This is a genomic window from Rhodovulum sp. FJ3 (assembly GCF_032918305.1).
Lineage (GTDB): Bacteria > Pseudomonadota > Alphaproteobacteria > Rhodobacterales > Rhodobacteraceae > SAT37.
In genome coordinates, this window is record NZ_JAWJUU010000004.1 from 311,307 (window position 1) to 336,210 (window position 24,904).

Genomic DNA, 24,904 nt, shown 5'->3' on the forward strand with positions numbered 1-24,904 from the left:
CGGACCTCTCCGGCCATCTGAAATTTCGGGATTATTCTGCGGCGACCTGTGCGGTCTGGTTCAGGAAATCCATGATGCTTTCGGACGCTTCGCGACCGTCACGGATGGCCCAAACAACCAAGGACGCGCCGCGCACGATGTCACCAACGGCGAACACGCCCGGCAGGCTGGTCTCATGGGTGCGGAAGTCGGCCTTGATGGTGCCCCAACGGGTCACTTCCAGTGCCTGTTCGCCCCAGAGCGTCGGCAGGTCCTCGGGCTCAAAGCCCAGCGCCTTGATCACCAGATCGGCGGGTTCGTTGTAATCCGCGCCCTCGATGACCTCGGGCGAACGACGGCCCGACGCATCCGGTGCACCCAGACGCATCTTTTGCACGATCACCGATTCCACGCTGTCGCCGGTGAAACCTTTGGGGGCCGTTTGCCAGACGAATTCCACGCCCTCTTCTTCGGCGTTCTGCGTTTCACGCTGTGAGCCCGGCATGTTGGCGCGGTCACGGCGATACAGGCATTTGACCGAGGTCGCGCCCTGACGGATGGCGGTACGCACACAGTCCATCGCGGTGTCACCACCACCGATGACGATGACGCTCTTGCCTTCGGCGTTCAGCTCACCGCTCTCGAACTCGGCGACATCGTCACCAAACGATTTGCGGTTGCTGGCGGTCAGATAGTCGATGGCGCGCACGATGCCGTCGGCACCCGAACCCGGACCGTTCAGGTCACGCGATTTGTACACACCGGTCGCGATCAGAACCGCGTCGTGTTTGCCACGGATGGCGTCAAAGCTGATGTCTTCGCCAACGTTACAGTTCAGGACGAACTCGACACCGGCCTCTTCAAGCTGTTTGACACGGCGCATAACCACGTCTTTTTCCAGCTTAAAGCCCGGAATACCATAGGTCAGCAGACCGCCGGCGCGGTCGTGACGGTCGTAAACGGTGACCTGCACACCCTGACGGCGCAGCATATCCGCCGCGGCCAGACCACCGGGGCCTGCGCCGATGATGGCAACGCTCTCGCCACGCTCTTGGGCGGGCGTGACGGGCTTGACCCAGCCCTGTTCCCATGCGGTGTCGGTCACGAATTTCTCGACCGAGCCGATGGTCACAGTGCCATGGCCCGATTGTTCAATCACACAGTTGCCTTCGCACAGACGGTCCTGCGGGCAGATACGACCACAGATCTCGGGGAAGGTATTGGTGGCTTGGCTGATGGCATAAGCTTCTTCCAGACGACCTTCAGCGGTCAGGCGCAACCAATCAGGGATGTTGTTGTGCAGGGGGCAGTGGGCTTGGCAATAGGGAACACCACACTGGCTGCAACGGCTGGCCTGTTCCTTCGCCTTTTTGTCGGCGAATTCTGCATAGATCTCCTGGAAATCCTGCGCGCGCGTATCGGCCGCCCGCTTTTGCGGCATTTCCCGATCTACGTCCACGAACTGGAGCATCTTTTGTTTCGCCATTGCGAAGTTCTCCTGAAGATTTCCTTGAATTGCGCCCTGACTACACAGAACGAAATGAAAATAAAAGTCAGTACACGTGACCTTTTTAAAGATTTTTCGTCGCAGATCATGTGAATTTTCGCTGCAGCGCCGAAAATTTAGGTAACTACTACTTACCCTTTAATTGTCTTTCGTTTTAAAATCAGATGATTAGGATAGGGTCGCTATTGGTTTTCGGGAAGGCCTTCATGCCCTTGTACTATCTCCTATTGGTCGCCGTAATTCAGGGCATTACCGAGTTTTTGCCGGTCTCGTCGTCCGGACACCTGATTCTCTTGCCGAATCTGACAGGGATGACCGATCAGGGCCAAGCCATTGATGTCGCGGTACATGTCGGCACCTTGGCCGCCGTTGTGATCTATTTCTGGCGCGATGTTGCGGTTGGATTGGGCGGGTTGCCGCGCCTGATGCGCGGGCGGGTCGACACGCCGGGGGCGAAATTGGCCCTGTTACTGATCATATCGACGGTTCCGGTGATTGTGGCCGGTTTGATCCTAAAGGTGACGGGCCTGAGTGACGCGATGCGGTCGGTCGCGGTGATCGGATGGACGATGCTGGTGTTTGGCATTGTCCTGTACTGGGCCGACCAAAAGGGGCCGACCGAAAAGACCGCCGAAGACTGGACCATGGGCGACGCGATCAAGATGGGTCTGTGGCAGGTTCTGGCCCTGATCCCGGGCACATCGCGGTCGGGCATTACAATCACCGGTGCACGGATGATGGGCTATGCCCGCACCGATGCGGCACGCCTGTCGATGCTGATGTCGATCCCGACGATTGTGGCCTCGGGTCTCTTGTTGGGGGTTGAGGTCGCGGGCGAGGCCGACGCCGGTCTGGCGCGCGATGCGGGGATTGCCGCGCTGTTTGCCTTTGGCGCGGCGTTGCTGGCGCTGGTTTTGATGATGCGCCTGCTGCGCTCGGTCAGCTTTACGCCCTACGTGATTTACCGCGTGGTTCTGGGCGCGATCCTGATCTGGGTCGCCTATACCTGAAAATGAAAAGGGCCCCGCGTGGGGGCCCAATCAATTCTATCTGTAACCGGCTCAGGCCTTGAGGTTCTTGGCCGATGCCTTGATCGCATCGTACTGACCCGACGGACGGAAGCGGTACAGGTATTCAGGGATAACAACGCCAATCGCGGTCGGCGTGATACCCAGATCCGCAAACCCTTTGGCGTCCTCGGCAACCACGTTGTCCGAACCCAACTGTTTCACCTGATCGCGCGTCAGAACACCGTTGCTGATCAGACCCAGCGTAACCGCCGACAGCATATCGAACCCGAACGCCATCGCCTTGGCCGCAAAGAACGGAATGTTGGCGATCAGACGGCGGCGGTTGATCACCTGCAGCATCTGTTTCATCAGATCGCGGAAGGTCGATACCTCGGGCCCGCCCAATTCATAGATGCCCGGCTCAACCTGACCCAGAACGCCTTTGACGGCGGCGGCGGCGACGTCATCGACATAGACCGGTTGGAATTTCGTATCCGCACCGACGACCGGCAGGATCGGCCCAAGGCGCGACATGCTGGCGAAACGGTTAAAGAACTGATCCTCGCCGCCAAAGATCACCGACGGACGCAGGATCACGGCACTGGGCATATGCGACAGGATCGCGGCCTCGCCTGCGGCTTTGGATTGGGCGTATGCGCTGGGCGCATCGGCATCGGCGCCAATGGCCGAGATATGCACCATATGGGTGATGCCGTTTTCCGCAGCGATGCGTGCGATACGCTCGGCGCCTTCGTTCTGAACCGCGTCAAAGTTGTTTTTGCCGCCCGCGTCGAAGGTCCCGACACAGTTCACAACCGCATCCGCCCCTTGGGTCGCAGCCGCAACCGACGCGTCATCGCGGATGTTGCAGAAAATCGGTTCAACCTGACCGACGACACCGTAGGGGCGTACGAACAGGGCCTCATTCGGGCGACGCACCGCCACGCGCACGCGCCAGCCCTCTTTCGCCATCCGGCGCGCAATGTAGCGCCCTACGAAACCAGAGCCGCCGAAAATCGTGACAAGCTTGGACATTAGGGTGGCCTCCATCATGTGTAAGAACGTTCTTTCAATAGCTTTCCGGTCGCCTCGGAACAAGCAAATAACAAAGATCGAAAAAATCTGGAAAAAGGTCGTTGACACTCCCCGCAACTATCCGTAAATCGCCCCTCACGACACCTGCCCAGGTGGCGGAATTGGTAGACGCGCTAGCTTCAGGTGCTAGTGTCCGTATGGACGTGGAGGTTCGAGTCCTCTCCTGGGCACCACCCTTCTTTATAAGGGTCCGATGTGACGAATTTCCTTTATCAGAACGACCTACCGAACGATCTGGACCTTGGTCCGGTTGTTGCCATCGACTGTGAAACCATGGGTCTGAACCCGCATCGGGACCGCCTGTGTGTGGTGCAGCTGTCGGGTGGCGATGGGCACGCCCATATTGTGCAGATCGCCAAAGGTCAGAGCGACGCGCCGAACCTGTGCAAACTGCTGGGCGATTCGTCAGTGTTAAAACTGTTCCACTATGGCCGGTTCGACATCGCGGCGATGTATCATGCGTTCGGCACGCTGGCCGCGCCGGTTTATTGCACGAAAATCGCGTCGAAACTGGTGCGCACCTACACGGATCGCCATGGTCTGAAGAATCTGGTGCAGGAACTGTTGTCCGTCGACATCTCCAAGCAACAACAGATGAGCGACTGGGGCGCCGAGACCCTGACCGACGCACAACTGTCCTATGCGGCGTCGGACGTGTTGCACCTGCACCGCCTGCGGGATGTTCTGGATGAGCGTCTGGCGCGCGAAGGGCGCAGCGAGATCGCGCAGGCCTGTTTCGATTTCCTGCCGACGCGGGCGAAACTGGATCTGGCGGGCTGGCCCGAGATCGACATTTTTTCGCACTAAGCACGGGGACGTCTCGGCAATCTGCCGCGCACATCCCATATGCAGCTTGGACAGGGGCGTCGCACTGCCTATGGTGCGATGCCAAACCCCGCCAAAGGTCCCGACCCGCAGATGCGCACCTATGACAACAGCTATTCCCGGTTTATCGCCTGGGTCAAAGTGATCCTGCCGCTTGCGGCGCTGGGTCTGTTGTCGACGCTGTTCCTGTTTTCGCGCGGCTCGGACGGGTTGCAGAACCTGCCCTATGCGCAATCCGAGCTGGAACAACTGGCACAGGAACAAGGGTTTCGCGCACCGCAATATGCGACCGTGACGCCCGACGGCACCGCCATTTCCCTAGAGGCAGACCGCGCCGTCCCGAACGCCGCCGACACCGGCCAGGGTCAGGCACAAAACCTGCGCGGACGGCTGGATTTCACCGATGGCGGCTTTGCCGCGATCACATCTGCGCAAGGCGTAATTGATAGCGACCAGACCACCGCCCATCTCTCTGGCAACGTCGAAATCGAAACGTCGCAGGGATATGTGATCATGACACAGGAACTGGATACCGCGTTGAACGCCGTTCGTCTGTCCACGGACACCCCCGTCGACATCCAGTCCCCAATGGGAAATCTGACCGCCGGTGGCCTTGATCTGCGCCCCGACGAGAACGATCCGAATTCGTATGTTCTTGTTTTCAATCAAGGCGTGAAACTGATATACGATCCCCAGACATCGGGGGATGAACGGTGAAGTTTTCGTCGATGGGCGGGATCGCCCTAGCTGTTATTTGTGCTGCCACCATGACCTTGGCCCAAGGGGCTCAGGTGGCTTTTGGCGGCCTAAAACAAGACGCCTCGTTGCCGGTTGAGGTGACTGCCGATCAACTGCGTGTTGACCAAGCCACTGGAATTGCAGAATTTTCCGGCAACGTCCTGATCGGTCAGGGTGCCATGCGCCTGAGTGCCGATAACGTCGCCGTCGAATATGCCCAAGGCGACACTCCCGGCCAAATCGCCCGCATGATTGCCACGGGGAACGTCGTTCTGGTCAATGGTGGTGAGGCCGCCGAGGCCGCCCGCGCCGAATACACGATCGACTCTGCCTCGATCATTCTGTCCGGTAACGTTTTGCTGACCCAAGGACAGAACGCCCTGTCGGGGGAGCGCCTGATCGTGGATCTGAACACAGGGCAGGGCACCATGCAGGGCCGCGTCAAAACCATTTTTCAACCCGGCGCGGCACAATGAGTGACGGCCCCTCCCTGACCGTGACCGACGGCGCCGCCGGTCTGCGTATTTCGCACCTGATGAAGAGCTATCGCAAACGTCCGGTCATCCGTGACGTCAGCCTTGATCTGGGTCGGGGTGAGGTTGTCGCGCTGCTGGGTCCGAACGGGTCGGGCAAGACCACGTGCTTTTACAACATCGCCGGTCTGATCAAACCTGAAGGCGGCACGATCAGTATCGATGGCCGCGATGTGACCAGCCTGCCGATGTATCGCCGCGCCAAGCTGGGTATCGGATACCTGCCCCAAGAGGTCAGCATCTTTCGCGGGATGAGTGTTGAGGACAATATCCTCGCCATTCTCGAAATCGCCGAACCCGACCGCCACAAACGGCGCGAACGGCTTGAGGAATTGCTGTCCGAGTTCTCGATCAGCCACCTGCGCCGCGCCTCTGCACTTGCCCTGTCGGGCGGGGAACGGCGGCGCGTGGAAATCGCGCGCTGTCTGGCGGCGAACCCGAAATACCTGTTGTTGGACGAACCGTTTGCGGGCGTGGACCCGATTGCGGTCGGCGAAATCCGGCATCTGGTGGCCGACCTGAAAAACCGAGGCATCGGCGTTCTGATCACCGACCACAACGTGCGTGAGACGCTGGAAATCGTGGATCGCGCCTATATCCTGAACGACGGTGTGGTTTTGATGAGCGGCACCACAGACGAGGTCGTGCGCGACGAAAACGTGCGCCGCGTGTACCTCGGCCAGAACTTCAAAATCTCCTAACCCGTCATCGGCGCCCAAACGCAAGTTTGGTTTCTTCGACCTCTGAGACATTGACAAGCGGTCCATATCGCGCGCCAATGTAAGGGATGGATGACCACAGACTCATCTCTTTCGCCACGGCCCTGAACGGCCAGGCACCCATCGCCCCCTCTGCCACGGGGCGGCGACGCGCACCATCAATTAACAAAATTTCAGGATACTGCCGGTCCCGCGACCGGTCTGTCCTGTTGTGCGGATAACCAAAAAAGGAGGCACCGTGATGCGTTACTCAATCACCGGCAAACATATTGATATTGGCGATGCCCTGCAGGTCCACGTCAAACAAGGCCTTGGTGAAATCGTCGACAAATACGCAGAGCGACCAACAGATGCGACCGTTGTGTTCTCGCGTGACGCCCATGAGTATGTGTGTGAGGCCACGATCCACCTGTCGACCGGTCTGACCGCTCAGGCCAAAGCGCATGCCACCGAAATCTACGCGGCCTTTGAGGATTGCGCCGCGAAAATGGAAAAACAACTGCGCCGTTACAAGCGCCGCCTGAAGGACCACCACAAGGACCGCGCCCAGCCGGTTGAATTGATCGGGGGTTCCTCGTATATCCTCGCCAACTCTGATGACGATTCGGAGCCGGATTCGCTGCAACCGATGATCATCGCCGAGATGGAGACGCAAATTCCGTCCCTCTCTGTTGGTGAAGCTGTGATGCAGATGGAACTGGCGGGGGCACCGCTTTTGGTGTTTCGCAATGAAAAATCGGGTGGCGTGAATGTCGTGCACCGTCGTGAAGACGGCAATGTAGGCTGGATCGACCCGTAAGATGGACGATTGTGGCGGCCGCTAGGTCCCTGACAACGTAGGATTCATGGAATTATCTAATATCTTGAAACCCGAGGCTGTGCGGGTGTTCAGCACCTTGTCCAGCAAGAAACGTCTGTTTCAGGACCTCGGCGATATCGCTGCATCGGTTTACGGTTTGCGGGCCTCGGACGCGGTTGACGCGCTTCAGGACCGTGAGAGCCTTGGACCAACGGGCGTAGGGCACGGTGTTGCCCTACCCCACGCACGTCTGGATGGCATCGACCACGTGGTTGGTGCCTTCCTGCGTCTGGAAAAACCTCTGGATTTCGATTCCGTCGACCGTCAGCCGGTCGATCTGGTCTTTGCCCTGTTCGCGCCCCGTGAATCGGGTGTGGATCACCTCAAGGCGCTGGCACTTGTGTCACGGACCCTGCGGGATGAGGGATTTTGCGCCAAGCTGCGGGCCAATTCGGACCCTGCCGCGCTGCACGCTATGCTGACCGATTCAACGGCCAGTCAGGCGGCCTGACGCATTGGCGTGGGCGGGATCGACCCAGCTCTGATAGCCGAACATCATATAATCACGCTGATACGCGTCCCGCGCGGCGCGCTCAACCTCACCGTCATAAATCGCGGATAGGGGCACAGGCCCCTCATCACCGATGTCCACAGGGACCAGTTTGGTCTTGCCGATCTGGGACGTCACCATGGCCAGATCGTCGATCAACCGTTCGGCGCGGATCACCAGATCGGGCACGCCGAATTGCGCGAACCCCTGTAGGACGTTCATTTGGGACGCCCATGCGGGATCGATCCGCACGCTTGTTTGGCCCGATAGGTTGGCCTTTACGAACTCAAGAAACCCTAAAAACGCCGCGCGGTGGGCAGTTGCGTCATAGCCCGCGTCCGGCGCGCCCTCGGGGATCGGCAGCTTATGCACCTTGATCAGGGTGCCGCGCACCTCGGGGTAGCATTTGGGTCCCGGCATCAGGATATGACGGCAAAACGCCGTGTGCGCCCGTTCAAGCGGATGGGTCACAACCGTAAACGTCCGGTGGCCCGGGTTCTGGCGTTTCCATTGGCGCAGGGATTTCTGGGTAAAATCGCGGGTCAGTTCATCAACCCCCACCCCGTCAATCGCCGCCATCCACGATTTGATCGCCTGCACCGGTCCGCCCTGCACCGGCATAAACAACAACGGCGTGCGATGCCCCGCCACATAGGACGGCACCAACGGACCCTTGCGGGGCTCAAAGCTGGGCAATTCGGACAGGGCGAACATGTCGATATCCGCCAGCGCCTGCTGCATCTCGTCGAAATTCTCGACCTTTTCCGAAATCGGTTCGGGGTTCTGTTTCTTGAGCTTGCCGCTGAGCGAGTCCAGACCCTTTTTCGCGCCCAGAAACCGGCCCAGACCGTTCATCACATCCAGATCGTTGATGTCCTCATACCGGATGTAAAACGCGGTCTGTCCGCTGCGTTGCATCGTGTTCTGGATCAGGGCCTGAAAATCGCCAAGCTGTTCCAGATGGGTGCGGAATTCTCCGGCGTCAAACACGGCCTTGGCGGTCTTTTTGTGGGTCACGTTGGTCAGGCGCCATTGCCCCGTCGCCACCGCGATCTTGCGCGACACGTAGCTGTCGACCGGATTGCGTTGCAGCACCACCTTGGCACAGCGCCGGTCGGTCAGAACGTGTTTCAAAATCCGCGGATCGTGGTCGTGGAAAAACCGGAAACCGGGCACGACCCCGTCCTGACCCTGCATCGCCGCGATCAGGCGCATCGGGTCCGCCTCACGCTGGCGCAGGTTGACGCCCAGCAAGGCCATCTGATCCTTGTGCCCGACGAAATGCGGATTGAACGCCTCGCCATGACAGATCAGGCCGGAAAATTCGTTCAGGTTCGCCTCGAGGAAATTCGAACCCGTCCGCATGTCGGCCAGAACTACAAAGTAATCGAAATCGCGCGCCATCGGGGGTTACTGCACCAAATAGGGTTTGCCGCCCTCGGGGCGGGAGGTTCCGTTGGGGTCCTCAATCGGGAAATCGCCCATGAGATAGGGCTGCATCCCTTGGTTTTTCAGGTTCTGCAGGAACTGTCCAAACCCGTTCAGATCGGACAGGCGCGGGGCCTCGGTCAGGCGACGTTGGCCGCGCGGCGCGATTTCGTCGATGATGATCTGAAGCGGCTCCATCGGGTTCTGGATGAAATCGGCCATGGACCAGATACGCACGCGGGCCTTTGTGCTGGATTCCCGCAGGATCGCCAGATGCTTGGCCTCGATCTTTTGCAGGGCGGCGGCCTCACGCCGGATATAGGCGAAGTTGTTGGACGAATGGAACAGGGGCACGGCCCACGCGCCGGTGATCACGGAAATCTGGGCGTTGGGGTCCTTGGCGATGAACCGCCCGATGTCCTGTTGATCGCCCGGACCGAATTGGAAACACTGCCGTTCGCCCCGCGTGTTCCAGATCAGATTGGTCAGGAACCGGCGCGGGTTATAATCGCGCAAGGCCGCCGAGTTCGACAAGCCGCCGTTATAAACCGTCTCGCCACCCGCGAATTGCACGGATTCGGGATGGTACAGATGGCCATGCACACGCACGCCGGCCGCGCGGTTCAGCCATGTTTCGAAATCGACAAACAGTTCGCTGAACCCTTGGAACACCGAATAGGGCGCACAGGTCGGGCCGTTCTCCCAGTTCTCGTTGGGAAAACGGCTCTGCATATAGAGGCCCGCGCGGCCACGGGTGCGGCGATCCACGGCCTTGGCAAACAGGCGATCGATCTTGCCCGGGTTCGGCTCGGCCACCTTGGTGACGTCAGGGTCCTTGGACAAAAAGCTGGCGTACAGACGGTCCGCACGGGGCCAGATTTTACGCGCGACAAAACAATCCGACCGACGCAGCAATTGCAGGTGGTCATCGTAAAAGATGTGCGGTTTGCCCTGAAAATCGAACTTGGACAGGGTCAGAGAGCGGCTCTCGATCGTTTCGGAATGCAGCCGGACCAGCGATTGGAAATAGCTTTCGTCCGGAATCCAGACCCGTTTGAAATAGCGGTCATAGGTGTCACGCTCGGGGTCTTTCAGGATCGCCTCAAGCGTGCGGCGCGTCAGGCACCACCATTGCGACCCCAGATGCGGCACCAGCCCTGCGGGAATGCGGCGTTTGAACCCTATGCGGCGTTGAAACCGCACATAGGCGTCGAACAGTTGGCGATGCTTTTTCCACGAGAACGGAAACCGCAGGGTAAAGCGTTCGCTGTCCAGCCCGCCGACGGTCCACGGCACGTCCTCGGTCGTGACGGATTCGATAAAATCGGTGCGCGGCCGCGCGGCCAGATATTCGCGCAACTCGTGAACCGAGCGCAGCGGCAAACACGATCCCGACGCCAGATAGACGTGCCGAATGTCGGGATAGCTGTCGAGGAACAGTTCGCCCGCCGATTGGGTCGCCGCGACCAAGGACCACGTGCCCCATTCCACCTTGTGGCGGGGGCTGAACTGAACGTTGTCCAAATCGGACAGGTCGGCGGCAAATTCACGATAGACGCGATTGGACACGGATTTGTCCACGTGGATCACGATGGGGCATCCCGCCTCGGCCCAATAGCGCGCGACCTGCGCCGCACGGTCCAACGCGGTGTGCACCAACATGATGAACCCGACGCTCATGCCCAGTTTCCTTTGGACATCAGGCCAAGGATCTCAAGCTGGCGCCAGTTGATGTATTTCTCGGACCACTTGTTCCACAGCTCGGGCTGGCTCTTGAGCACGTCGAGATACATCATGTACTCGCGGCTATTGGCATAGTGTTCCTTGCGGTCCAGTTCCTCTTCGGCCTTGGACACAAAGGTGTTCAGAAACTTGGCGTGCAGCAAACAGCCCGACGCCTTTTCCCCACCCCATTCGTCATAAACAAGGTTCAAACCCCGCGGCAAAAGCATGTGGGTCGAACTGATATAGACATAGTTCCGGTTCCACCGCACCAAGGGCGTCTTGTTCAACGCAGGCGCCTTTTTTGGCTGATCGGCAAAGAACACACGCGCGCGCGGTCCGCCCTGAATCCACAGGTTTTTATACTTGTTGTTCTTTTCGATGGTGAAATTGCCGCTGTCGAACCAGCTTGCGATCTCGAACGGATCGTCGCCCTCGGTATAGGGTTGGGCGTCAACAGGTCCGCGCGGGTACATGTCCAGAACCATCGTCCCGAACGACGTCACCCCCGAGGAATCCAGCCAATCGGTCAGCGCGGGGATCGAGCGCGTATCGCAATAGGGATAGACCAGAAATTCATCCGCATCGACGACTAGGGTCCAGTGATCGTGCCCGTATTTGCGTTGCAGCCAGTTCAGCCAATCCACACCGAAATGCGATTTGCGATAGCTGTGCTTGGTCTGCCAGACGGACACATCGGGCTGTTCCATCAGGTAATCAAGACTACCGTCATCCGAGCCATTATCGACGATCAGGAAATGCCCGACGCCCTTGTCGCGATAGTATTTCAGGAAATAGGGCAGGCGCACCCGTTCGTTGCGCAGGGTCGAAAACAACAGAATATCGTCGGGCTTGATCGTAGCAGTCCGGTTCGCGCACGGCTTTAGCTGACGGCGCTTGCGAAACGCGCGCATCTGCCATTTCTTACGCTCCCACCGTAGGCGGTAGGACGTTAGATATGCTGAAAGCTTGCCCAACGTATCTCCTTGACCTCGGCCTACCTCAGAAGTTGGACGAAAAGGTTAACCCAACAATTTGAAACGGCCCAAGCCCCCACATTTCTTAGATTTTCGCACAACCTACTGTTTTATTGGGTCAATACTAGGCCCAGCGACGATGCAAGTAAATTCAGAAACAAAATTAGTATTTTCGCGCTATACCCACGACCCTGGAAACAATAGCCCCTGCTGGGCTAGCTTTTCCCAACCTTCATAGGCGCTGGACGTCTCGGTCCAGAAATCTGGGTCCGCGATCAGACCGTCGTAATAGGCATCAAACAGGGTACTGTTGGCGAAATGCTCTTGTCGGTGCTTTTCCTCACGCGACTTTTCGATGACCGTCGGCAGGAACTTGGTATGCAGTAGAACCCCCGACACCATCCCCCCGCCATCCGCACCGCGAACGGCGTTCAACCGCGTCGGCAAAACCGAATGGGTCGAACTGACATAGGCATAGCGCCGGTTCCACTTGACCAAGGGTGTTTTGGATAGGGTCGGTACGCGATCGGGCAATGCGCCAAAAAACACCCGCTCCCGCACCCCGCCCCGCACCAGCAGATTGCGCAGGTTCGGTTGGTATTTTGTCGAGTAATTCCCGACGTCGTACCAGTTCAGCGTGCTGAGGGGATCATCCCCCGCCTGATACGTCTGTGCCGACAGCGGCCCCTTGGGATAAAGGTCCAACATGACCGCCCCAAATGCATCCTTGCCGATGTGTTCAAGGTGGCGCGTCAGTTCCGGCAATGGCCGCGTATCGGACTGCGGATAGATCAACAGCTCATCCGCGTCGACGGTCAGACACCAATGCCCGTGCCCGTGCCGGATCATCAACCACGTCAGCCAATCCATCCCAAAGCGCGATTTCTTGTAGCTATCGGCGGTGGTCCACAGCGAGACATCGGGTTGATCCCGCAGGAACGCGGCGGTGTCGTCCGTGCTGTGGTTGTCGACGATCAGGAAATGTCGAACGCCCAGCGCGCGGTAATGAGCCAGAAAATGCGGCAGGCGCACCGCCTCATTCCGCAAGGTCGCAAAGACCAGAATGTCGTCCGGCGCAATAGCGTCCGTGCGATCCACCACCGGGGTCAGTTGCCGCCGCTTGCGCCACGCCCGTGCCAGCAAACGCCGACGGGTCCACCGCATGCGATAGGCCTGCCACATCTCGACAAGCCACGGCCTTCTCGGCCCGTGATCACCGTTCAGCAACAGATCCCCATTCGGATTATTTGTCGTAATGCCCATTCTGGTGCCAGCGCCACGCGTCGGAAATCATCCGTTGCAGCGTAGACCGTTCAGGCGACCAACCCAACTCTGCATTTGCGCGGGTGCTGCCGGACACCAGCGCAACCGCATCACCGGCGCGGCGATCCCCCTCGACAATCGGGACGGGTTTGTTGGTGACGGAACTGGAATGATCGATCACCTCGCGCACCGAGAACCCTTTGCCGGTGCCAAGGTTGAAGACGCGGCTGCCCTTGCCGTCCTCCAGCCATTTCAGGCCAAGAACATGCGCATCGACCAAATCCATCACATGGACATAGTCGCGGATACAGGTGCCATCGGGCGTCGGGTAATCGGTGCCAAAGACGGTCAGCGCGGGGCGCTTGCCCTCAATCGCGTCCAGCATCAGCGGGATAAGATGCGTCTCGGGCTGATGGAACTCGCCCACCTCACCATCGGGATCACACCCCGCCACGTTGAAATAGCGGAAGATGACCGAATTCAGACCGTCACTGGCGCCGAAATCGGTCAGGATGTCCTCGATCGCGCGCTTGGATGCCCCATAGGCGTTCAGCGGCATCTGGGCGCTGTTTTCGTCCAGAACGACACCGTCCTGATCGCCATAGGTGGCGCAAGTCGACGAGAAGACAAAGTTAAGACATCCGGCGGCGACGGCGGCCTCAATCAACACCAAGGAGCCGCCGACGTTGTTGTGCCAGTACTTACCGGGTTCGCGCATCGCCTCGCCGACCTGACTAAAGGCGGCGAAATGCATCACGGCGACGGGTTCGTATTTGGCGAACACCTCATCCAGACGGGCACGGTCTTGCAAATCGCCGCGTTCGAACGGACCGAACTTGACCGCATCTTCCCAGCCGGTGGACAAGTTGTCATAGGTGACGGGCACATAGCCCTGATCGCGCAATACCTTACATGCGTGGGACCCGATATATCCGGCCCCACCCGTCACCAAAACGTTCTTCATCGACTATTAGACCTTTTATTGCGCCGCGTTCTGCAACGCGACCATCTCAGTCAGGTAATCGCTGAATTCGTCGCGCAAGTCATCCCGTGCAAGGCCAAATGCTACAGTTGCCTGCAGGAAACCGGCCTTAGAGCCACAGTCGAACCGCTGACCACGGAAGCGATAGCCGTACACGCCGCCGTCCTCTTTGCCGATTTCCTCGGCGATGGCATCGGTCAGCTGGATTTCACCACCAGCACCTTTTTTGGCCTTGGAAATGTTCTGCAGAACTTTGGGCGTCAGGATATAGCGGCCGATCACAGCAAGGTTCGAGGGCGCATCGTCGGGTTCGGGCTTTTCGACCATGCCTTTGACCGAGACCATGGACCCCATGTCGTCTTGGACGTCCAGAACGCCATAGGCTTTGGTCTTTTCGTGGGGCACTTCCATCGCGGCAACCATATTGCCACCGGTTTCAGCATAGGCCTCGACCATCTGCTGCAAACAAGGGGTTTCGCCGGCGATGACGTCATCGGGCAGAATGACCGCAAAGGGTTCGTTGCCAATCAGGCGACGCGCACACCATACGGCGTGCCCAAGGCCCAGTGCCTTTTGCTGGCGGATATAGGCGATTGCGCCGCTGTCCATGTTGGTCGCCTTGAGGGTCTCCAACAGGTCGGTTTTGCCTTTTTTGCGCAGCTCGGATTCCAGATGCGGCGAGCAGTCGAAATAATCCTCGAGGGCGCTTTTGCCTTTGGCCGTGACAAAGATGAATTCCTTGATCCCCGCGGCGCGGGCCTCATCAATCGCATATTGGATCAGCGGGCGATCAACCAGCGTCATGATCTCTTTGGGGACCGACTTGGTCGCGGGCAAGAACCGCGTGCCCATACCGGCGACGGGGAAAACTGCTTTGGTCACTTTACGTTTCATTCGATCTCTTTCCGCCTTTGGCGCTACACACGCGCCGTCAGAGTGCATTTTCGCATATCAGTATATTTGACATGGCAGCCAAAGGTAACAGCTGCGTATTTTGTTAACGAACTGACCCCTTTGAGGGATCCCCATTCTGGGCAAATTCGTCTTCGCAAACGCGCAATCCAATAGCATTCAGCAACTCAAGCCTACCTCAAGCTGAATTCTTGTGCATCTCAAAAACTTCCATCCGGTGACCGAGAATTGGGTAAATATAATTGATAAGCAGCGGATCTTTGCTGCTTGGTGTTAGGTTCGGCGCAAAAGACAAGTTCGGAGGCTCGCCACAATCGCCGAAAATTTAAGCAGACACACCCGAGGTCGCGGATTTCCGCGCGTTAAATTGCACTTCGGCATACACTCGGGCGCAAATTTAGCAGACCAGAGCGCGAACGCCCCCGCACGAGTCGACCTAGACTGTCGTTGGAATGCTGTACGCGATGGCGCGGTTATTCCGCGCCCATCTGGGCCAGCATCATCTCAATCCGTTCGACATCCGAAGGATTGTTCAGCTCCCAGAACGCACGTCCCTTGCCGTCAACCTCAACACAGAGGACGGGCTGCTCGCGCTCCATGAACCGCAACTGCTCCAGACCTTCGAGGTCCTCAAGCGCCCCTGCGGGCCATGTCGGATACTCAACCAGCGCCTCGGGCCGATAGGCATAGCACCCGACGTGGTGAAACACCGGCGTCAGGTCATCGTCGGCAAAGGTCTGACCGGTGTAGGGAATGACCTCTTTGGAAAAATAGAGGGCCTTGTTCCCCGCGCCGAACACGGCGGTTGTCCCGCCGACGCGACCATTGCGGCGATCCTCAAGGAACGCGTTCACCGCCGCCCCGTCACAGCGCAACACCGGCGTTGCCACCTGAGACGTCGGATCGGCGCGCAGGGCGGCGACCAGTTCATCCACGAACCACGCAGGGGTCAGCGGCGCGTCGCCCTGCAGGTTCACCACGACATCAAAGGTTTCGCCCAAGGTCTGATAGGCCTCGGCGCAGCGCTCGGTCCCGTTGGCACAGGTGGTCGCGGTCATGACGACCTCGGCCCCAAAGGCCTCAGCCGCCTCGCGGATGCGATCGTCATCTGTTGCCACCACGACGCGCGGATTGCCGGGGACGGCCATCGCGGCCTCCCACGAACGGCGGATCAACGACTTCGCCGTCCCGCCCGCACCGCGCAATTCCACCAAGGGTTTGCCCGGATAGCGGGTCGAGGCATAGCGCGCCGGAATGACAATCAGGAACGACATCAGGCGGATTTCAGCTCTACTTCGGGCGACAGAACGATGAAGAACGGGTTTTCATAGCCGTCTTTGCCGTAAGTCAGATCGGTGTGATCGTCAAAGCGCACGACCTTGCCGCCTGCGCCCAGAACCACGGCGTGACCTGCGGCGGTGTCCCATTCCATCGTGCGGCCGAGACGCGGGTAAAGATCGGCCTCACCCGTCGCGACCAGACAGAATTTCAGGGACGAGCCTGCGCTGGTCATGTCCTTGACGCTGTACTTGGCGATGTAGTCGTCGGTTGCCTGATCGCGGTGCGATTTCGAAGCGACGATCATCAGGGCGCTATTGTCGGCCTTGGTCACGGACATCGGGGTCAGATCACCCACCGTATCGACGGCCAATGCACCGGTTTCCTCAACCGACTGACCATCGGCACGGGTGTAAAACAGGCGGTCCTTGGCAGGCGCGTAAACCACACCACGCACCGGCACACCGTTTTCGACATAGGCGATGTTCACGGTGAATTCGCCGCGGCGTTTGATGAACTCTTTGGTGCCGTCCAGCGGGTCCACGATCAAAAAGCTATCGGCGTGGGCGCTGTGGCTGTCGGCCTGTTCCTCGGTCACGATCAGGGTGTCGGGGAATTCAGCACGCAGGATTTCGGCGATCAGGGCGTCGGCGGCCTCATCGGCCTCGGTGACGGGGCTCTGGTCCGACTTGGACTTCACCTCAAAATCGTCCGAGTTGTAGATGTCCATGATCTTTGCACCCGCCAAAAGGGCTGCACGGCGCGATACTGATTCAAGCTTTTCGTAATCCAAGGTCACTCTCCCGGCTTGGTCACCAACAAGCGAACGGACCAAGCGTTGTAAGAAAATCATAATGACCTTATGCTTTGCATGAGCAGAATGGGCAAGCCACGCAGCAGCGCCCGAAAAATTCTTAGGACAGTGATGTCATGTTTCAACGACGGTCCCAGCCTCAGACGTTGTTTGGCACGGCCCTGCGCATGGCCGAGCTGATTTTTCACGACTCTGTCCGCAATATCCGCAAAGGCCACCGGCACGCCCTGATCGGGTTGTTGATGAACATGCTACAGACGTTGCTGTTTGTCGGCATTTTCTATGTGATGTTCACGGTTCTGGGGATGCGAACCTTGGCGGTGCGCGGGGATTTCCTGCTCTATCTGTTGTCGGGCATTTTTCTATTTATGACGCACAACAAAACCCTAAAGGCCGTGATGGGCGCCGAGGGTCCGACGTCCCCAATGATGCAACACGCGCCGATGAACACGATCGTCGCCATTGGGTCCTCGGCCATGAGCACCCTGTATACTCAGGTTCTGTCGCTGGCGATTTTGTTGCTGGTGTACAACGCGATCAACGGACCCATCTACGTTTATAAACCCGGTGGTGCGCTGGCGATGCTGTTGTTGGCGTGGTTTACGGGCATTGCGGTTGGGATCGTGTTTCTGGCGCTGAAACCGTGGGCCCCCAAGGCCATTCCAATGATCGCCAATATCTATCAGCGGGCGAACATGATCGCGTCCGGCAAGATGTTTCTGGCGAACACTCTACCGGGATACATGCTGGCCATGTTCGACTGGAACCCCCTGTTTCATGAGATCGATCAGGCACGCGGCTTTATCTTTTTGAACTACAACCCCCATTTTTCATCGATCACATATCCGGTGGTCGTGTCTGTGGTCCTGCTGGTGGTGGGCTTGATGGGCGAATCCTATACCCGCCGGCATGCCTCGGCAAGCTGGGCGGCCGGGAAATAACACAGACTCATTGTTGCGTTTCTGTCGGTTTTGGACGTTGAATGGCGTTGGCGACTGGATTTTTTGTCGCGCGTAAGACATTATTAAGCTGAGCACCGCAAACCAAAAGAGTGCAGGCAGGATTTAACACATGAAACACACCCTTATCTGCGCAGGCATTGGCCTGACGATTCTGGCGGGATGCGAGACGCCGCCGCAAACCATCATCGCAGGACAATATGCCGGTGCGGCAATCGGCGCGGCGACTGCCGGTGCCTCGACGACACCGCCTGTGATGATCGGAATGATGGCCGGTATGGCGGTCGGTGCGGCGTATGAGGCGGCCAATGCTCCGCCGATGTGCCGCTTTGTCTATCCCGATGGCAGCGAACGGATCGCCGAAGGTCCCTGCCCCATCGCCGCGCATCACGATCTGGCGCAAGAGCTGATCGATGCCGCCGCGGCCCAAGACGACGCAGCGACCGATTTCTAATCGACCACGCGCAGGGTCAGGTTGATCCGCCCCCTGCGCGACAACGGGGATGTCAGGGCCGCACGAATGCGGTCCACCCCGTGATAGGCCAACCGTGCCGCACCCCCCATCACAACCACATCACCCGAGGCCAACCAGCGGCTCTCGGTTTTGCCGCCGCGCGTGTCATTGCCCATACGGAACAAACCGTCATCACCCAGGGACACGGACACGACGGGCTGGGTGAAATCAGCCTCATCGCGGTCCTGATGCATGCCCATGCGGGCGTCCTCATTATAATAGTTGATCAAACAGCACTCGGGCCGACGATCCACACCCGCGACGGCCTCCCATATGGCCATCACAGACGCTGGGATTTCGGGCCACGGGACACCCGTGGGATGCGCGCGGTCATAGCGATAGCCACGCCTGTCCGACACCCAACCGTATTGTCCCGCCGAGGTCATGCGCACGCTCATCGGTTTGCCACGCGGTGTGGTCGGCGTGAACAAGGGCGCGGCGCGCACCACGTCACGAATATCGTCCAGAACCTGCGTTTGCTGATCCGGCGACAACATCCCGCGATAGATCTGAAACCCGCGAATTTCCTCATCTGGTGTGATTTGCATCATTGAACCCTGTTCCACGGCATCAGAATCGCAGAAAACCCCGGTTTTGTTCACATTCAAGCGCTTGCAGGGCCTGAAACCCATCCTTATATACGCCCAGAAGCCTGGTGCGGGTCAAAATTAGCCAAAGACCCAAACCAAACTGGGATCGGGTGGCAGAAGCCTTATCAGGGTCTGTTGCCCAAAACATCGCCGAAAGAAGAGGTAGAGTATTATGGCCAAAGTCATCGGGATCGACCTCGGGACGACCAACTCCTGTGTTGCAATCATGGACGGCTCGCAGCCCCGCGTTATCGAAAACGCCGAAGGTGCACGCACCACGCCGTCGATCGTCGGTTTCACCGACAGTGAGCGCCTGGTCGGTCAGCCCGCAAAACGCCAAGCGGTCACCAACCCCGCAAACACCGTATTCGCCGTGAAACGCCTGATCGGGCGCCGCGTCGACGACGCTGAGGTCACCAAAGACCAGAAACACGTCCCCTATTCGATCGTAGACGCCGGTAATGGCGACGCATGGGTCGAAGTTCAGGGCGAAAAATACAGCCCGTCGCAAATCTCGGCCTTCATCCTGCAAAAGATGAAAGAAACCGCCGAGAGCTATCTGGGCGAGGACGTCACGCAGGCGGTTATCACCGTTCCCGCGTATTTCAACGACGCCCAGCGTCAGGCCACCAAAGACGCCGGTAAAATCGCCGGTCTCGAAGTGCTGCGCATCATCAACGAGCCGACCGCGGCTGCGCTGGCCTATGGTCTGGACAAAAAAGAAACCCGCACCATCGCGGTCTATGACCTTGGCGGCGGTACCTTCGATATCACCATTCTGGAAATCGACGACGGCCTGTTCGAAGTGAAATCGACCAACGGGGACACGTTCCTTGGCGGCGAAGACTTTGACATGCGCATCGTCAACTATCTGGCCGAAGAGTTCAAAAAAGAGAACGGCGTCGATCTGTCCAAGGACAAGATGGCTCTGCAGCGTCTTAAAGAAGCTGCGGAAAAAGCCAAGATCGAACTGTCCTCCAGCCAGCAGACCGAAATCAACCAGCCGTTCATCGCCATGGACCCCAACAGCGGCACCCCGCTGCACATGGTTCTGAAGCTGACCCGCGCCAAGCTGGAAAGCCTGGTGAACGACCTGATCAAGGGTTCGCTGAAACCCTGTGCGGCCGCTCTGAAAGACGCAGGTCTGTCGACCAACGACATCGACGAGATCGTTCTGGTCGGTGGTATGACCCGCATGCCCAAAGTGGTCGAAGAGGTCACCAAGTTCTTTGGCAAAGAGCCCCACAAGGGTGTGAACCCCGATGAGGTTGTCGCCATGGGTGCCGCCATTCAGGCCGGCGTTCTGCAGGGTGACGTTAAAGACGTGGTTCTGCTGGACGTGACGCCGCTGTCGCTGGGGATCGAAACGCTGGGTGGTGTGTTCACCCGTCTGATCGACCGCAACACGACGATCCCGACCAAGAAATCGCAGGTCTTCTCGACCGCCGAGGACAACCAGAATGCTGTGACCATCCGCGTATTCCAAGGGGAACGCGAAATGGCTGCGGACAACAAAATTCTGGGTCAGTTCAATCTGGAAGACATCCCGCCCGCACCGCGCGGCATGCCCCAGATCGAGGTGACGTTCGACATCGACGCCAACGGCATCGTGTCGGTTTCGGCCAAGGACAAAGGCACCGGCAAAGAGCAAAAGATCACCATCCAAGCATCGGGTGGTCTGTCGGATGACGACATCGAACAGATGGTCAAGGACGCTGAGGCAAACGCCGAGGCCGACAAAGAGCGTCGCGAAGTCGTAGAGGCCCGCAACCAAGCGGAAAGCCTGATCCACTCGACCGAAAAGTCGATGGAAGAGCACAGCGACAAAGTCGACCCGACCACGATCGAGGCGATCGAACTGGCCATCGCCGCCCTCAAGGATCAGCTTGAGGACGAAGGTGCCAGCGCCGAAAAGATCAAATCGGGCGTTCAGAACGTGACCGAAGCCGCGATGAAGCTGGGCGAGGCGATCTACAAGTCGCAGCAGGACGCATCCGAAGGCGCCGCGGCCGAGCCCGCCGGTGACGAAGATGAGCCCCGCAGCGTAGACGATGACATCGTTGACGCTGACTTTGAGGACCTCGACGGCGACAAACGCTAAGGCGATGGAACATGCGTGCCGGTCCGGACCCCGCGTTCGGGCCGGCATGACGTTTCCAGAAGGGATTGCAGATGGCAAAACGCGACTACTACGAGGTTCTGGGTGTAACCAAGGGCGCCTCGGCAGATGAGCTGAAAAAGGCTTACCGCAAAAAGGCCAAAGAGCTGCACCCCGACCGTAACGCCGACAACCCGGATGCAGAATCGCAGTTCAAAGAGGTCAACGAGGCCTACGAGACGCTGAAGGATCCGGATAAAAAGGCCGCGTATGACCGCTATGGCCACGCCGCATTCGAAGGCGGCATGGGCGGTGGCGGCGGACATGGCTTTGGCCGCGGTGGCGGCGATTTCTCGTCCGCTTTTTCCGACGTGTTTGACGATCTGTTCGGCGACTTTATGGGCGGTGGGGCACGTGGTGGCGGTGGCCGCCAACGCGCCGCGCGTGGCTCGGACCTGCGCTATAACATGCGCATCACCCTGCAAGAGGCCTATAACGGCGCGCAGAAAACCATCAACGTGCCGACCTCTGTGTCCTGCGCGGGCTGTGATGGGACCGGCGCCGAAAGCGGTGCGGAACCCGCCGCCTGTCCGACCTGTTCGGGCATGGGCAAGGTGCGCGCGCAACAGGGCTTTTTCACGGTCGAACGCACCTGTCCGACCTGTGGTGGCCTTGGTCAGATCATCAAGAACCCCTGCAAAAGCTGCGGTGGCGTCGGGCGTGTGGAAAAAGACCGCTCGCTGTCCGTGAACATCCCCGCCGGTGTGGAAACGGGCACCCGTATCCGTCTGGCCGGTGAGGGCGAAGCGGGCCTGCGCGGCGGTCCGTCGGGGGATCTCTATATCTTCATCGATGTGACCGAGCATCAGATCTTCCGCCGTGAAGGCGTGCACCTGTCCTGTCTGGTGCCCGTGTCCATGACGGCGGCGGCTCTGGGGGGTGACATCGAGGTGCCGACGATCGACGGTGGCCGTAGCCGGGTGAAAATCCCTGCAGGTAGCCAGTCCGGCAAACAGATGCGCCTGCGCGGCAAGGGCATGCCCGCCCTGCGTGGCGGTGGTCAGGGTGACATGTTCATCGAACTGGCGGTGGAAACCCCGGTGAATCTGACGTCCAAGCAAAAAGAGCTGCTGCGCGAGTTTGAGCGCCTCAGCGAAGACAATAACCCCGAGAGCACGGATTTCTTTTCAAAGGTGAAGAACTTTTGGGACGGGATGAAGGGCTAGGTTAACCGGCGTTAACCCGTCGTTTACCAGTTATTGAAAGGGTCGGCCTATGCGCCGACCCAATTCATTTCAGGAACCCCAACTGCCCTTGATGGACCCCGCCCCCGCGGTGCCCGCAATGATGGCCCCCGTCGCGGGTCGGGTTCCGTCCTATATCAAGGACCACCGCAAACGCCTGCGCGACCGGTTCATGTCGGGTGGCGCGGCGGCGATGCCCGATTACGAGATGCTGGAACTGGTCCTGTTTCGCGCGATCCCACGGGCGGATGTCAAACCGTTGGCCCGCGCGTTGATGGACCGGTTCGGAGATTTCAACCGCGTCCTGTCCGCCGATCCCGAACGGTTGAAAGAGGTCGCGGGCATTGGTGATTCCGTCATCACCGACCTGAAAATCGTCGAGGCCGCCGCGCATCGCATGGCGCGCTCGCGCGTGATCGACCGGCCCGTGATGTCGGGGTGGGACGCGGTGATTGATTACTGTCACACCTCCATGGCGCATCGCGAGACCGAGCAGTTCCGCGTGTTCTACCTTGACCGGAAAAACATCCTGATCGCGGATGAGGAACAGGCGCGTGGGACCGTCGATCATGTACCGGTCTATCCGCGTGAGGTCGTGAAACGCGCGCTGGAGCTGAATGCCTCGGCCCTGATCCTTGTGCACAACCACCCGTCCGGCGATCCGTCCCCGTCCGAGGCCGACATCGCCATGACCGCCCAGATCGAAACGGCGGCACAGGTTCTGGGCCTGACCCTGCACGATCATATCATCGTCGGAAAATCGCGGGAACTCAGCCTGCGGGCCGAGGGGTTTATCTAGCGCAGATCGCGCACCCAGACCTCAACGCGGCGATTTACGCGTTTGCCCCAATCCGTATCGTCACAGGCAATCGGCAAGGCCTCACCATAACCCGCCACCGACAGACGCAACCGCGACGGATCGGCGGTCAGGGCGGCGGTGCGCACCGCCTCGCGCACGGCCTCGGCGCGGGTTTGGGACAGACGTTTGTTCACCTCCCAACCGCCTTCGCCGTCGCTGAACCCCACGAAAATCAGTTCCTGATCATCGTAAAGACCGCTTTCCAGATCGCGGGCCAGACTGATCACATTGCCCGCCGATTGAGGCTCGAGTCGCGATTGGCCGCCCTCAAACCGGAAGGTTGTCGTCAGGCGCCGCGCATCGCCCAGATCGGCCAACAATCCCTGCACCTGATTCAGCGGTACGTCACCCCCCGCAATCCCGATCGCATTGGCAAGGCGCAGACCTTGGTTCGCTATCCCGATCTCCTCGCGGCTCTGGTCCACGAACCCCGCGCGCCGGATCACCAGTTGCGCGGCGGGTGAGCGCAGATAGCGCAGGAATTCCCGCGCGAACAACGGCAGACGCCGTTCGGGCAGGTACAGAAACAGGGGCGCAGTAAAGGGGTAATCTCCAGTCTTCAGGCTGTGCCGCGTGGCAGGCAGGGGAATTCCGCATCCACCACGCAGGGTCACAGGCAAGGCATTGCCACGCTCAGACAGACCCACCACGGCCAATGCGTTTACGTCCTGCGCCACGGCATCGGCGACCTCGGCGTCGCTATTGTGGCGGCGCATATCCTCGCTGAGGGTCAGGCCAAGCGACGCCAGCAAACCGTCCTGAACCGCCTGTCGCGGACCGGTGCCGTTCTCCAGACCGTGCAACACGACCGAACCTTGTTCACCCGGCCATTCGGTCACGGCACCCGACAGGATCGCGCCCAGATCTTCGACCTGCATCGACGTCACCGGATTGCCCAGCGCGACCACGGGAATAACGGCGTCCAAGGCGACTACGCGGCTGCGCCCCGGTTCGGACAGATCGCCCAGACCGGCGGTTTGGCCCAGCGCCACCTCATCCCCGCGCACGGGTCGGGCGGCCATGGTGATATCGGCCTCGCCCGTCACCAGATCTGCGAACCCTTCGGCGGTGGAATTCTGGCGCACCTCAATACGGGCGACATCGCGGCCCGCGTTTTCATCGCGCAGGATCAGGCGGAACGCGTCCGCACCTTCAACGATCCGCGTCACGGCCAACCCGCGCCGGTCGGCATAGGATTCAAGCAGCGCAGGAATCAACAACCTGCCCAGTTTCGGATCGCCCGACAGGGTGAATTCGGCGACATAGGCCTCTAGATCGGGACACCCGGGCCCCGAACACACCACGCCCTGTCCATCCAGAACCAATTGGCCATATTCCGTTTCGATCCGGTAAAACTCGCCATCAAAGGAGGTCAGCGCGCCCGACACCTGAATAGACCCATCGCGCGAGGTCAGGGTCACGTCCTGCGCCACGGATTGCTCCGCGCCAAAACAGAGGGTCGCGGCGAAAACCGCCGCGCCGAACAGGTGTTTGATCATTGATTTTCCG

Annotated in this window: 24 protein-coding genes and 1 tRNA gene; 13 read left to right on the forward strand and 12 right to left on the reverse strand. The window is 59.3% G+C overall.

Going from position 1 to position 24,904, the window contains the following annotated elements; all coding sequences use genetic code 11:
- Positions 1–31: 31 nt before the first annotated feature.
- Entirely contained in the window at positions 32–1,465 is a 1,434-nt protein-coding gene (locus tag R1W00_RS13325; RefSeq protein WP_317263245.1) for an NAD(P)-dependent oxidoreductase, read from the reverse strand.
- Between the two features lie 227 nt (positions 1,466–1,692).
- Between R1W00_RS13325 and R1W00_RS13330 the strand changes: the two genes are divergently transcribed.
- Positions 1,693–2,496 carry an undecaprenyl-diphosphate phosphatase gene (locus R1W00_RS13330; protein WP_317263246.1) on the forward strand — a complete coding sequence of 268 codons (804 nt, stop codon included), beginning with the start codon at positions 1,693–1,695 and terminating at the stop codon, positions 2,494–2,496.
- A 51-nt stretch (positions 2,497–2,547) separates the two neighbouring features.
- On the opposite strand, the gene R1W00_RS13335 is transcribed toward R1W00_RS13330, so the two are convergent.
- A complete protein-coding gene (locus tag R1W00_RS13335; protein WP_317263247.1) occupies positions 2,548–3,531 on the reverse strand; it encodes a complex I NDUFA9 subunit family protein in 984 nt (327 codons plus the stop codon).
- Between the two features lie 146 nt (positions 3,532–3,677).
- Here R1W00_RS13335 and R1W00_RS13340 point away from each other — a divergent pair.
- The 7 genes from R1W00_RS13340 (at position 3,678) to R1W00_RS13370 (ending at position 7,716) form a co-directional block, all read left to right on the forward strand.
- Positions 3,678–3,764 (forward strand) — tRNA-Leu (locus R1W00_RS13340).
- Positions 3,765–3,786: 22 nt separating this feature from the next.
- The gene (locus tag R1W00_RS13345) at positions 3,787–4,398 is read left to right on the forward strand and encodes a ribonuclease D (RefSeq protein ID WP_317263248.1); all 612 of its coding nucleotides are present in this window, start codon (positions 3,787–3,789) and stop codon (positions 4,396–4,398) included.
- A 39-nt stretch (positions 4,399–4,437) separates the two neighbouring features.
- Positions 4,438–5,133 carry an LPS export ABC transporter periplasmic protein LptC gene (gene lptC / locus R1W00_RS13350; RefSeq protein WP_317263249.1) on the forward strand — a complete coding sequence of 232 codons (696 nt, stop codon included), beginning with the start codon at positions 4,438–4,440 and terminating at the stop codon, positions 5,131–5,133.
- 11 nt (positions 5,134–5,144) lie between these two features.
- Complete coding sequence (lptA, locus tag R1W00_RS13355; RefSeq protein WP_317263368.1) at positions 5,145–5,630, forward strand: lipopolysaccharide transport periplasmic protein LptA; 486 nt, start codon at positions 5,145–5,147, stop codon at positions 5,628–5,630.
- A complete protein-coding gene (gene lptB, locus R1W00_RS13360; RefSeq protein WP_317263250.1) occupies positions 5,627–6,388 on the forward strand; it encodes an LPS export ABC transporter ATP-binding protein in 762 nt (253 codons plus the stop codon). The genes lptA and lptB overlap by 4 nt, the downstream gene beginning before the upstream one ends.
- Before the next feature lie 259 nt (positions 6,389–6,647).
- On the forward strand, positions 6,648–7,205 hold the full coding sequence (gene hpf / locus R1W00_RS13365; protein ID WP_317263251.1) for a ribosome hibernation-promoting factor, HPF/YfiA family: 558 nt from the start codon (positions 6,648–6,650) through the stop codon (positions 7,203–7,205).
- Between the two features lie 46 nt (positions 7,206–7,251).
- A complete protein-coding gene (locus R1W00_RS13370; protein WP_317263252.1) occupies positions 7,252–7,716 on the forward strand; it encodes a PTS sugar transporter subunit IIA in 465 nt (154 codons plus the stop codon).
- Here R1W00_RS13370 and R1W00_RS13375 read toward each other — a convergent pair.
- The 8 genes from R1W00_RS13375 to cysQ all read right to left on the reverse strand — a co-directional run bounded on the left by R1W00_RS13375 (position 7,693) and on the right by cysQ (position 17,110).
- Positions 7,693–9,159 carry a nodulation protein NodH gene (locus R1W00_RS13375; protein ID WP_317263253.1) on the reverse strand — a complete coding sequence of 489 codons (1,467 nt, stop codon included), beginning with the start codon at positions 9,157–9,159 and terminating at the stop codon, positions 7,693–7,695. The two genes, R1W00_RS13370 and R1W00_RS13375, sit on opposite strands and share 24 nt — an antisense overlap.
- 6 nt (positions 9,160–9,165) lie before the next feature.
- Positions 9,166–10,863 carry a beta-1,6-N-acetylglucosaminyltransferase gene (locus tag R1W00_RS13380; RefSeq protein WP_317263254.1) on the reverse strand — a complete coding sequence of 566 codons (1,698 nt, stop codon included), beginning with the start codon at positions 10,861–10,863 and terminating at the stop codon, positions 9,166–9,168.
- Positions 10,860–11,819, reverse strand: a complete 960-nt coding sequence (locus tag R1W00_RS13385; RefSeq protein ID WP_317263369.1) for a glycosyltransferase family 2 protein — start codon at positions 11,817–11,819, stop codon at positions 10,860–10,862. The genes R1W00_RS13380 and R1W00_RS13385 overlap by 4 nt, the downstream gene beginning before the upstream one ends.
- A 240-nt stretch (positions 11,820–12,059) precedes the next feature.
- On the reverse strand, positions 12,060–13,145 hold the full coding sequence (locus R1W00_RS13390; protein WP_317263255.1) for a glycosyltransferase family 2 protein: 1,086 nt from the start codon (positions 13,143–13,145) through the stop codon (positions 12,060–12,062).
- Positions 13,126–14,109 (reverse strand): UDP-glucose 4-epimerase GalE, encoded by a 984-nt coding sequence (gene galE, locus R1W00_RS13395; protein WP_317263256.1) that lies wholly within the window; start codon positions 14,107–14,109, stop codon positions 13,126–13,128. The genes R1W00_RS13390 and galE overlap by 20 nt, the downstream gene beginning before the upstream one ends.
- 15 nt (positions 14,110–14,124) lie before the next feature.
- A complete protein-coding gene (galU, locus tag R1W00_RS13400; RefSeq protein WP_317263257.1) occupies positions 14,125–15,021 on the reverse strand; it encodes a UTP--glucose-1-phosphate uridylyltransferase GalU in 897 nt (298 codons plus the stop codon).
- Positions 15,022–15,512: 491 nt separating this feature from the next.
- Positions 15,513–16,313, reverse strand: coding sequence for a manno-octulosonate cytidylyltransferase (locus R1W00_RS13405; RefSeq protein WP_317263258.1), 801 nt, complete (start codon positions 16,311–16,313; stop codon positions 15,513–15,515).
- On the reverse strand, positions 16,313–17,110 hold the full coding sequence (gene cysQ / locus R1W00_RS13410; RefSeq protein WP_317263259.1) for a 3'(2'),5'-bisphosphate nucleotidase CysQ: 798 nt from the start codon (positions 17,108–17,110) through the stop codon (positions 16,313–16,315). Before cysQ ends, R1W00_RS13405 begins: the two co-directional genes overlap by 1 nt.
- 137 nt (positions 17,111–17,247) lie before the next feature.
- Here cysQ and R1W00_RS13415 point away from each other — a divergent pair, with 137 nt between their 5' ends.
- A complete protein-coding gene (locus tag R1W00_RS13415; protein WP_317263260.1) occupies positions 17,248–18,072 on the forward strand; it encodes an ABC transporter permease in 825 nt (274 codons plus the stop codon).
- Between the two features lie 130 nt (positions 18,073–18,202).
- Positions 18,203–18,544 (forward strand): hypothetical protein, encoded by a 342-nt coding sequence (locus R1W00_RS13420; RefSeq protein WP_317263261.1) that lies wholly within the window; start codon positions 18,203–18,205, stop codon positions 18,542–18,544.
- On the opposite strand, the gene R1W00_RS13425 is transcribed toward R1W00_RS13420, so the two are convergent.
- Entirely contained in the window at positions 18,541–19,152 is a 612-nt protein-coding gene (locus R1W00_RS13425; protein ID WP_317263262.1) for an alpha-ketoglutarate-dependent dioxygenase AlkB, read from the reverse strand. The two genes, R1W00_RS13420 and R1W00_RS13425, sit on opposite strands and share 4 nt — an antisense overlap.
- A gap of 214 nt (positions 19,153–19,366) precedes the next feature.
- Between R1W00_RS13425 and dnaK the strand changes: the two genes are divergently transcribed.
- From dnaK to radC, 3 genes are all read left to right on the forward strand, one after another.
- A complete protein-coding gene (gene dnaK / locus R1W00_RS13430; RefSeq protein WP_317263263.1) occupies positions 19,367–21,295 on the forward strand; it encodes a molecular chaperone DnaK in 1,929 nt (642 codons plus the stop codon).
- A 71-nt stretch (positions 21,296–21,366) separates the two neighbouring features.
- The gene (dnaJ, locus tag R1W00_RS13435) at positions 21,367–22,518 is read left to right on the forward strand and encodes a molecular chaperone DnaJ (protein ID WP_317263264.1); all 1,152 of its coding nucleotides are present in this window, start codon (positions 21,367–21,369) and stop codon (positions 22,516–22,518) included.
- A gap of 49 nt (positions 22,519–22,567) precedes the next feature.
- On the forward strand, positions 22,568–23,335 hold the full coding sequence (radC, locus tag R1W00_RS13440) for a RadC family protein (protein ID WP_317263265.1): 768 nt from the start codon (positions 22,568–22,570) through the stop codon (positions 23,333–23,335).
- On the opposite strand, the gene R1W00_RS13445 is transcribed toward radC, so the two are convergent.
- Positions 23,332–24,894: a phosphate ABC transporter substrate-binding/OmpA family protein gene (locus R1W00_RS13445; protein ID WP_317263266.1), complete on the reverse strand. Its 1,563-nt coding sequence runs from the start codon at positions 24,892–24,894 to the stop codon at positions 23,332–23,334. The genes radC and R1W00_RS13445 overlap by 4 nt on opposite strands.
- Positions 24,895–24,904: the final 10 nt, after the last annotated feature.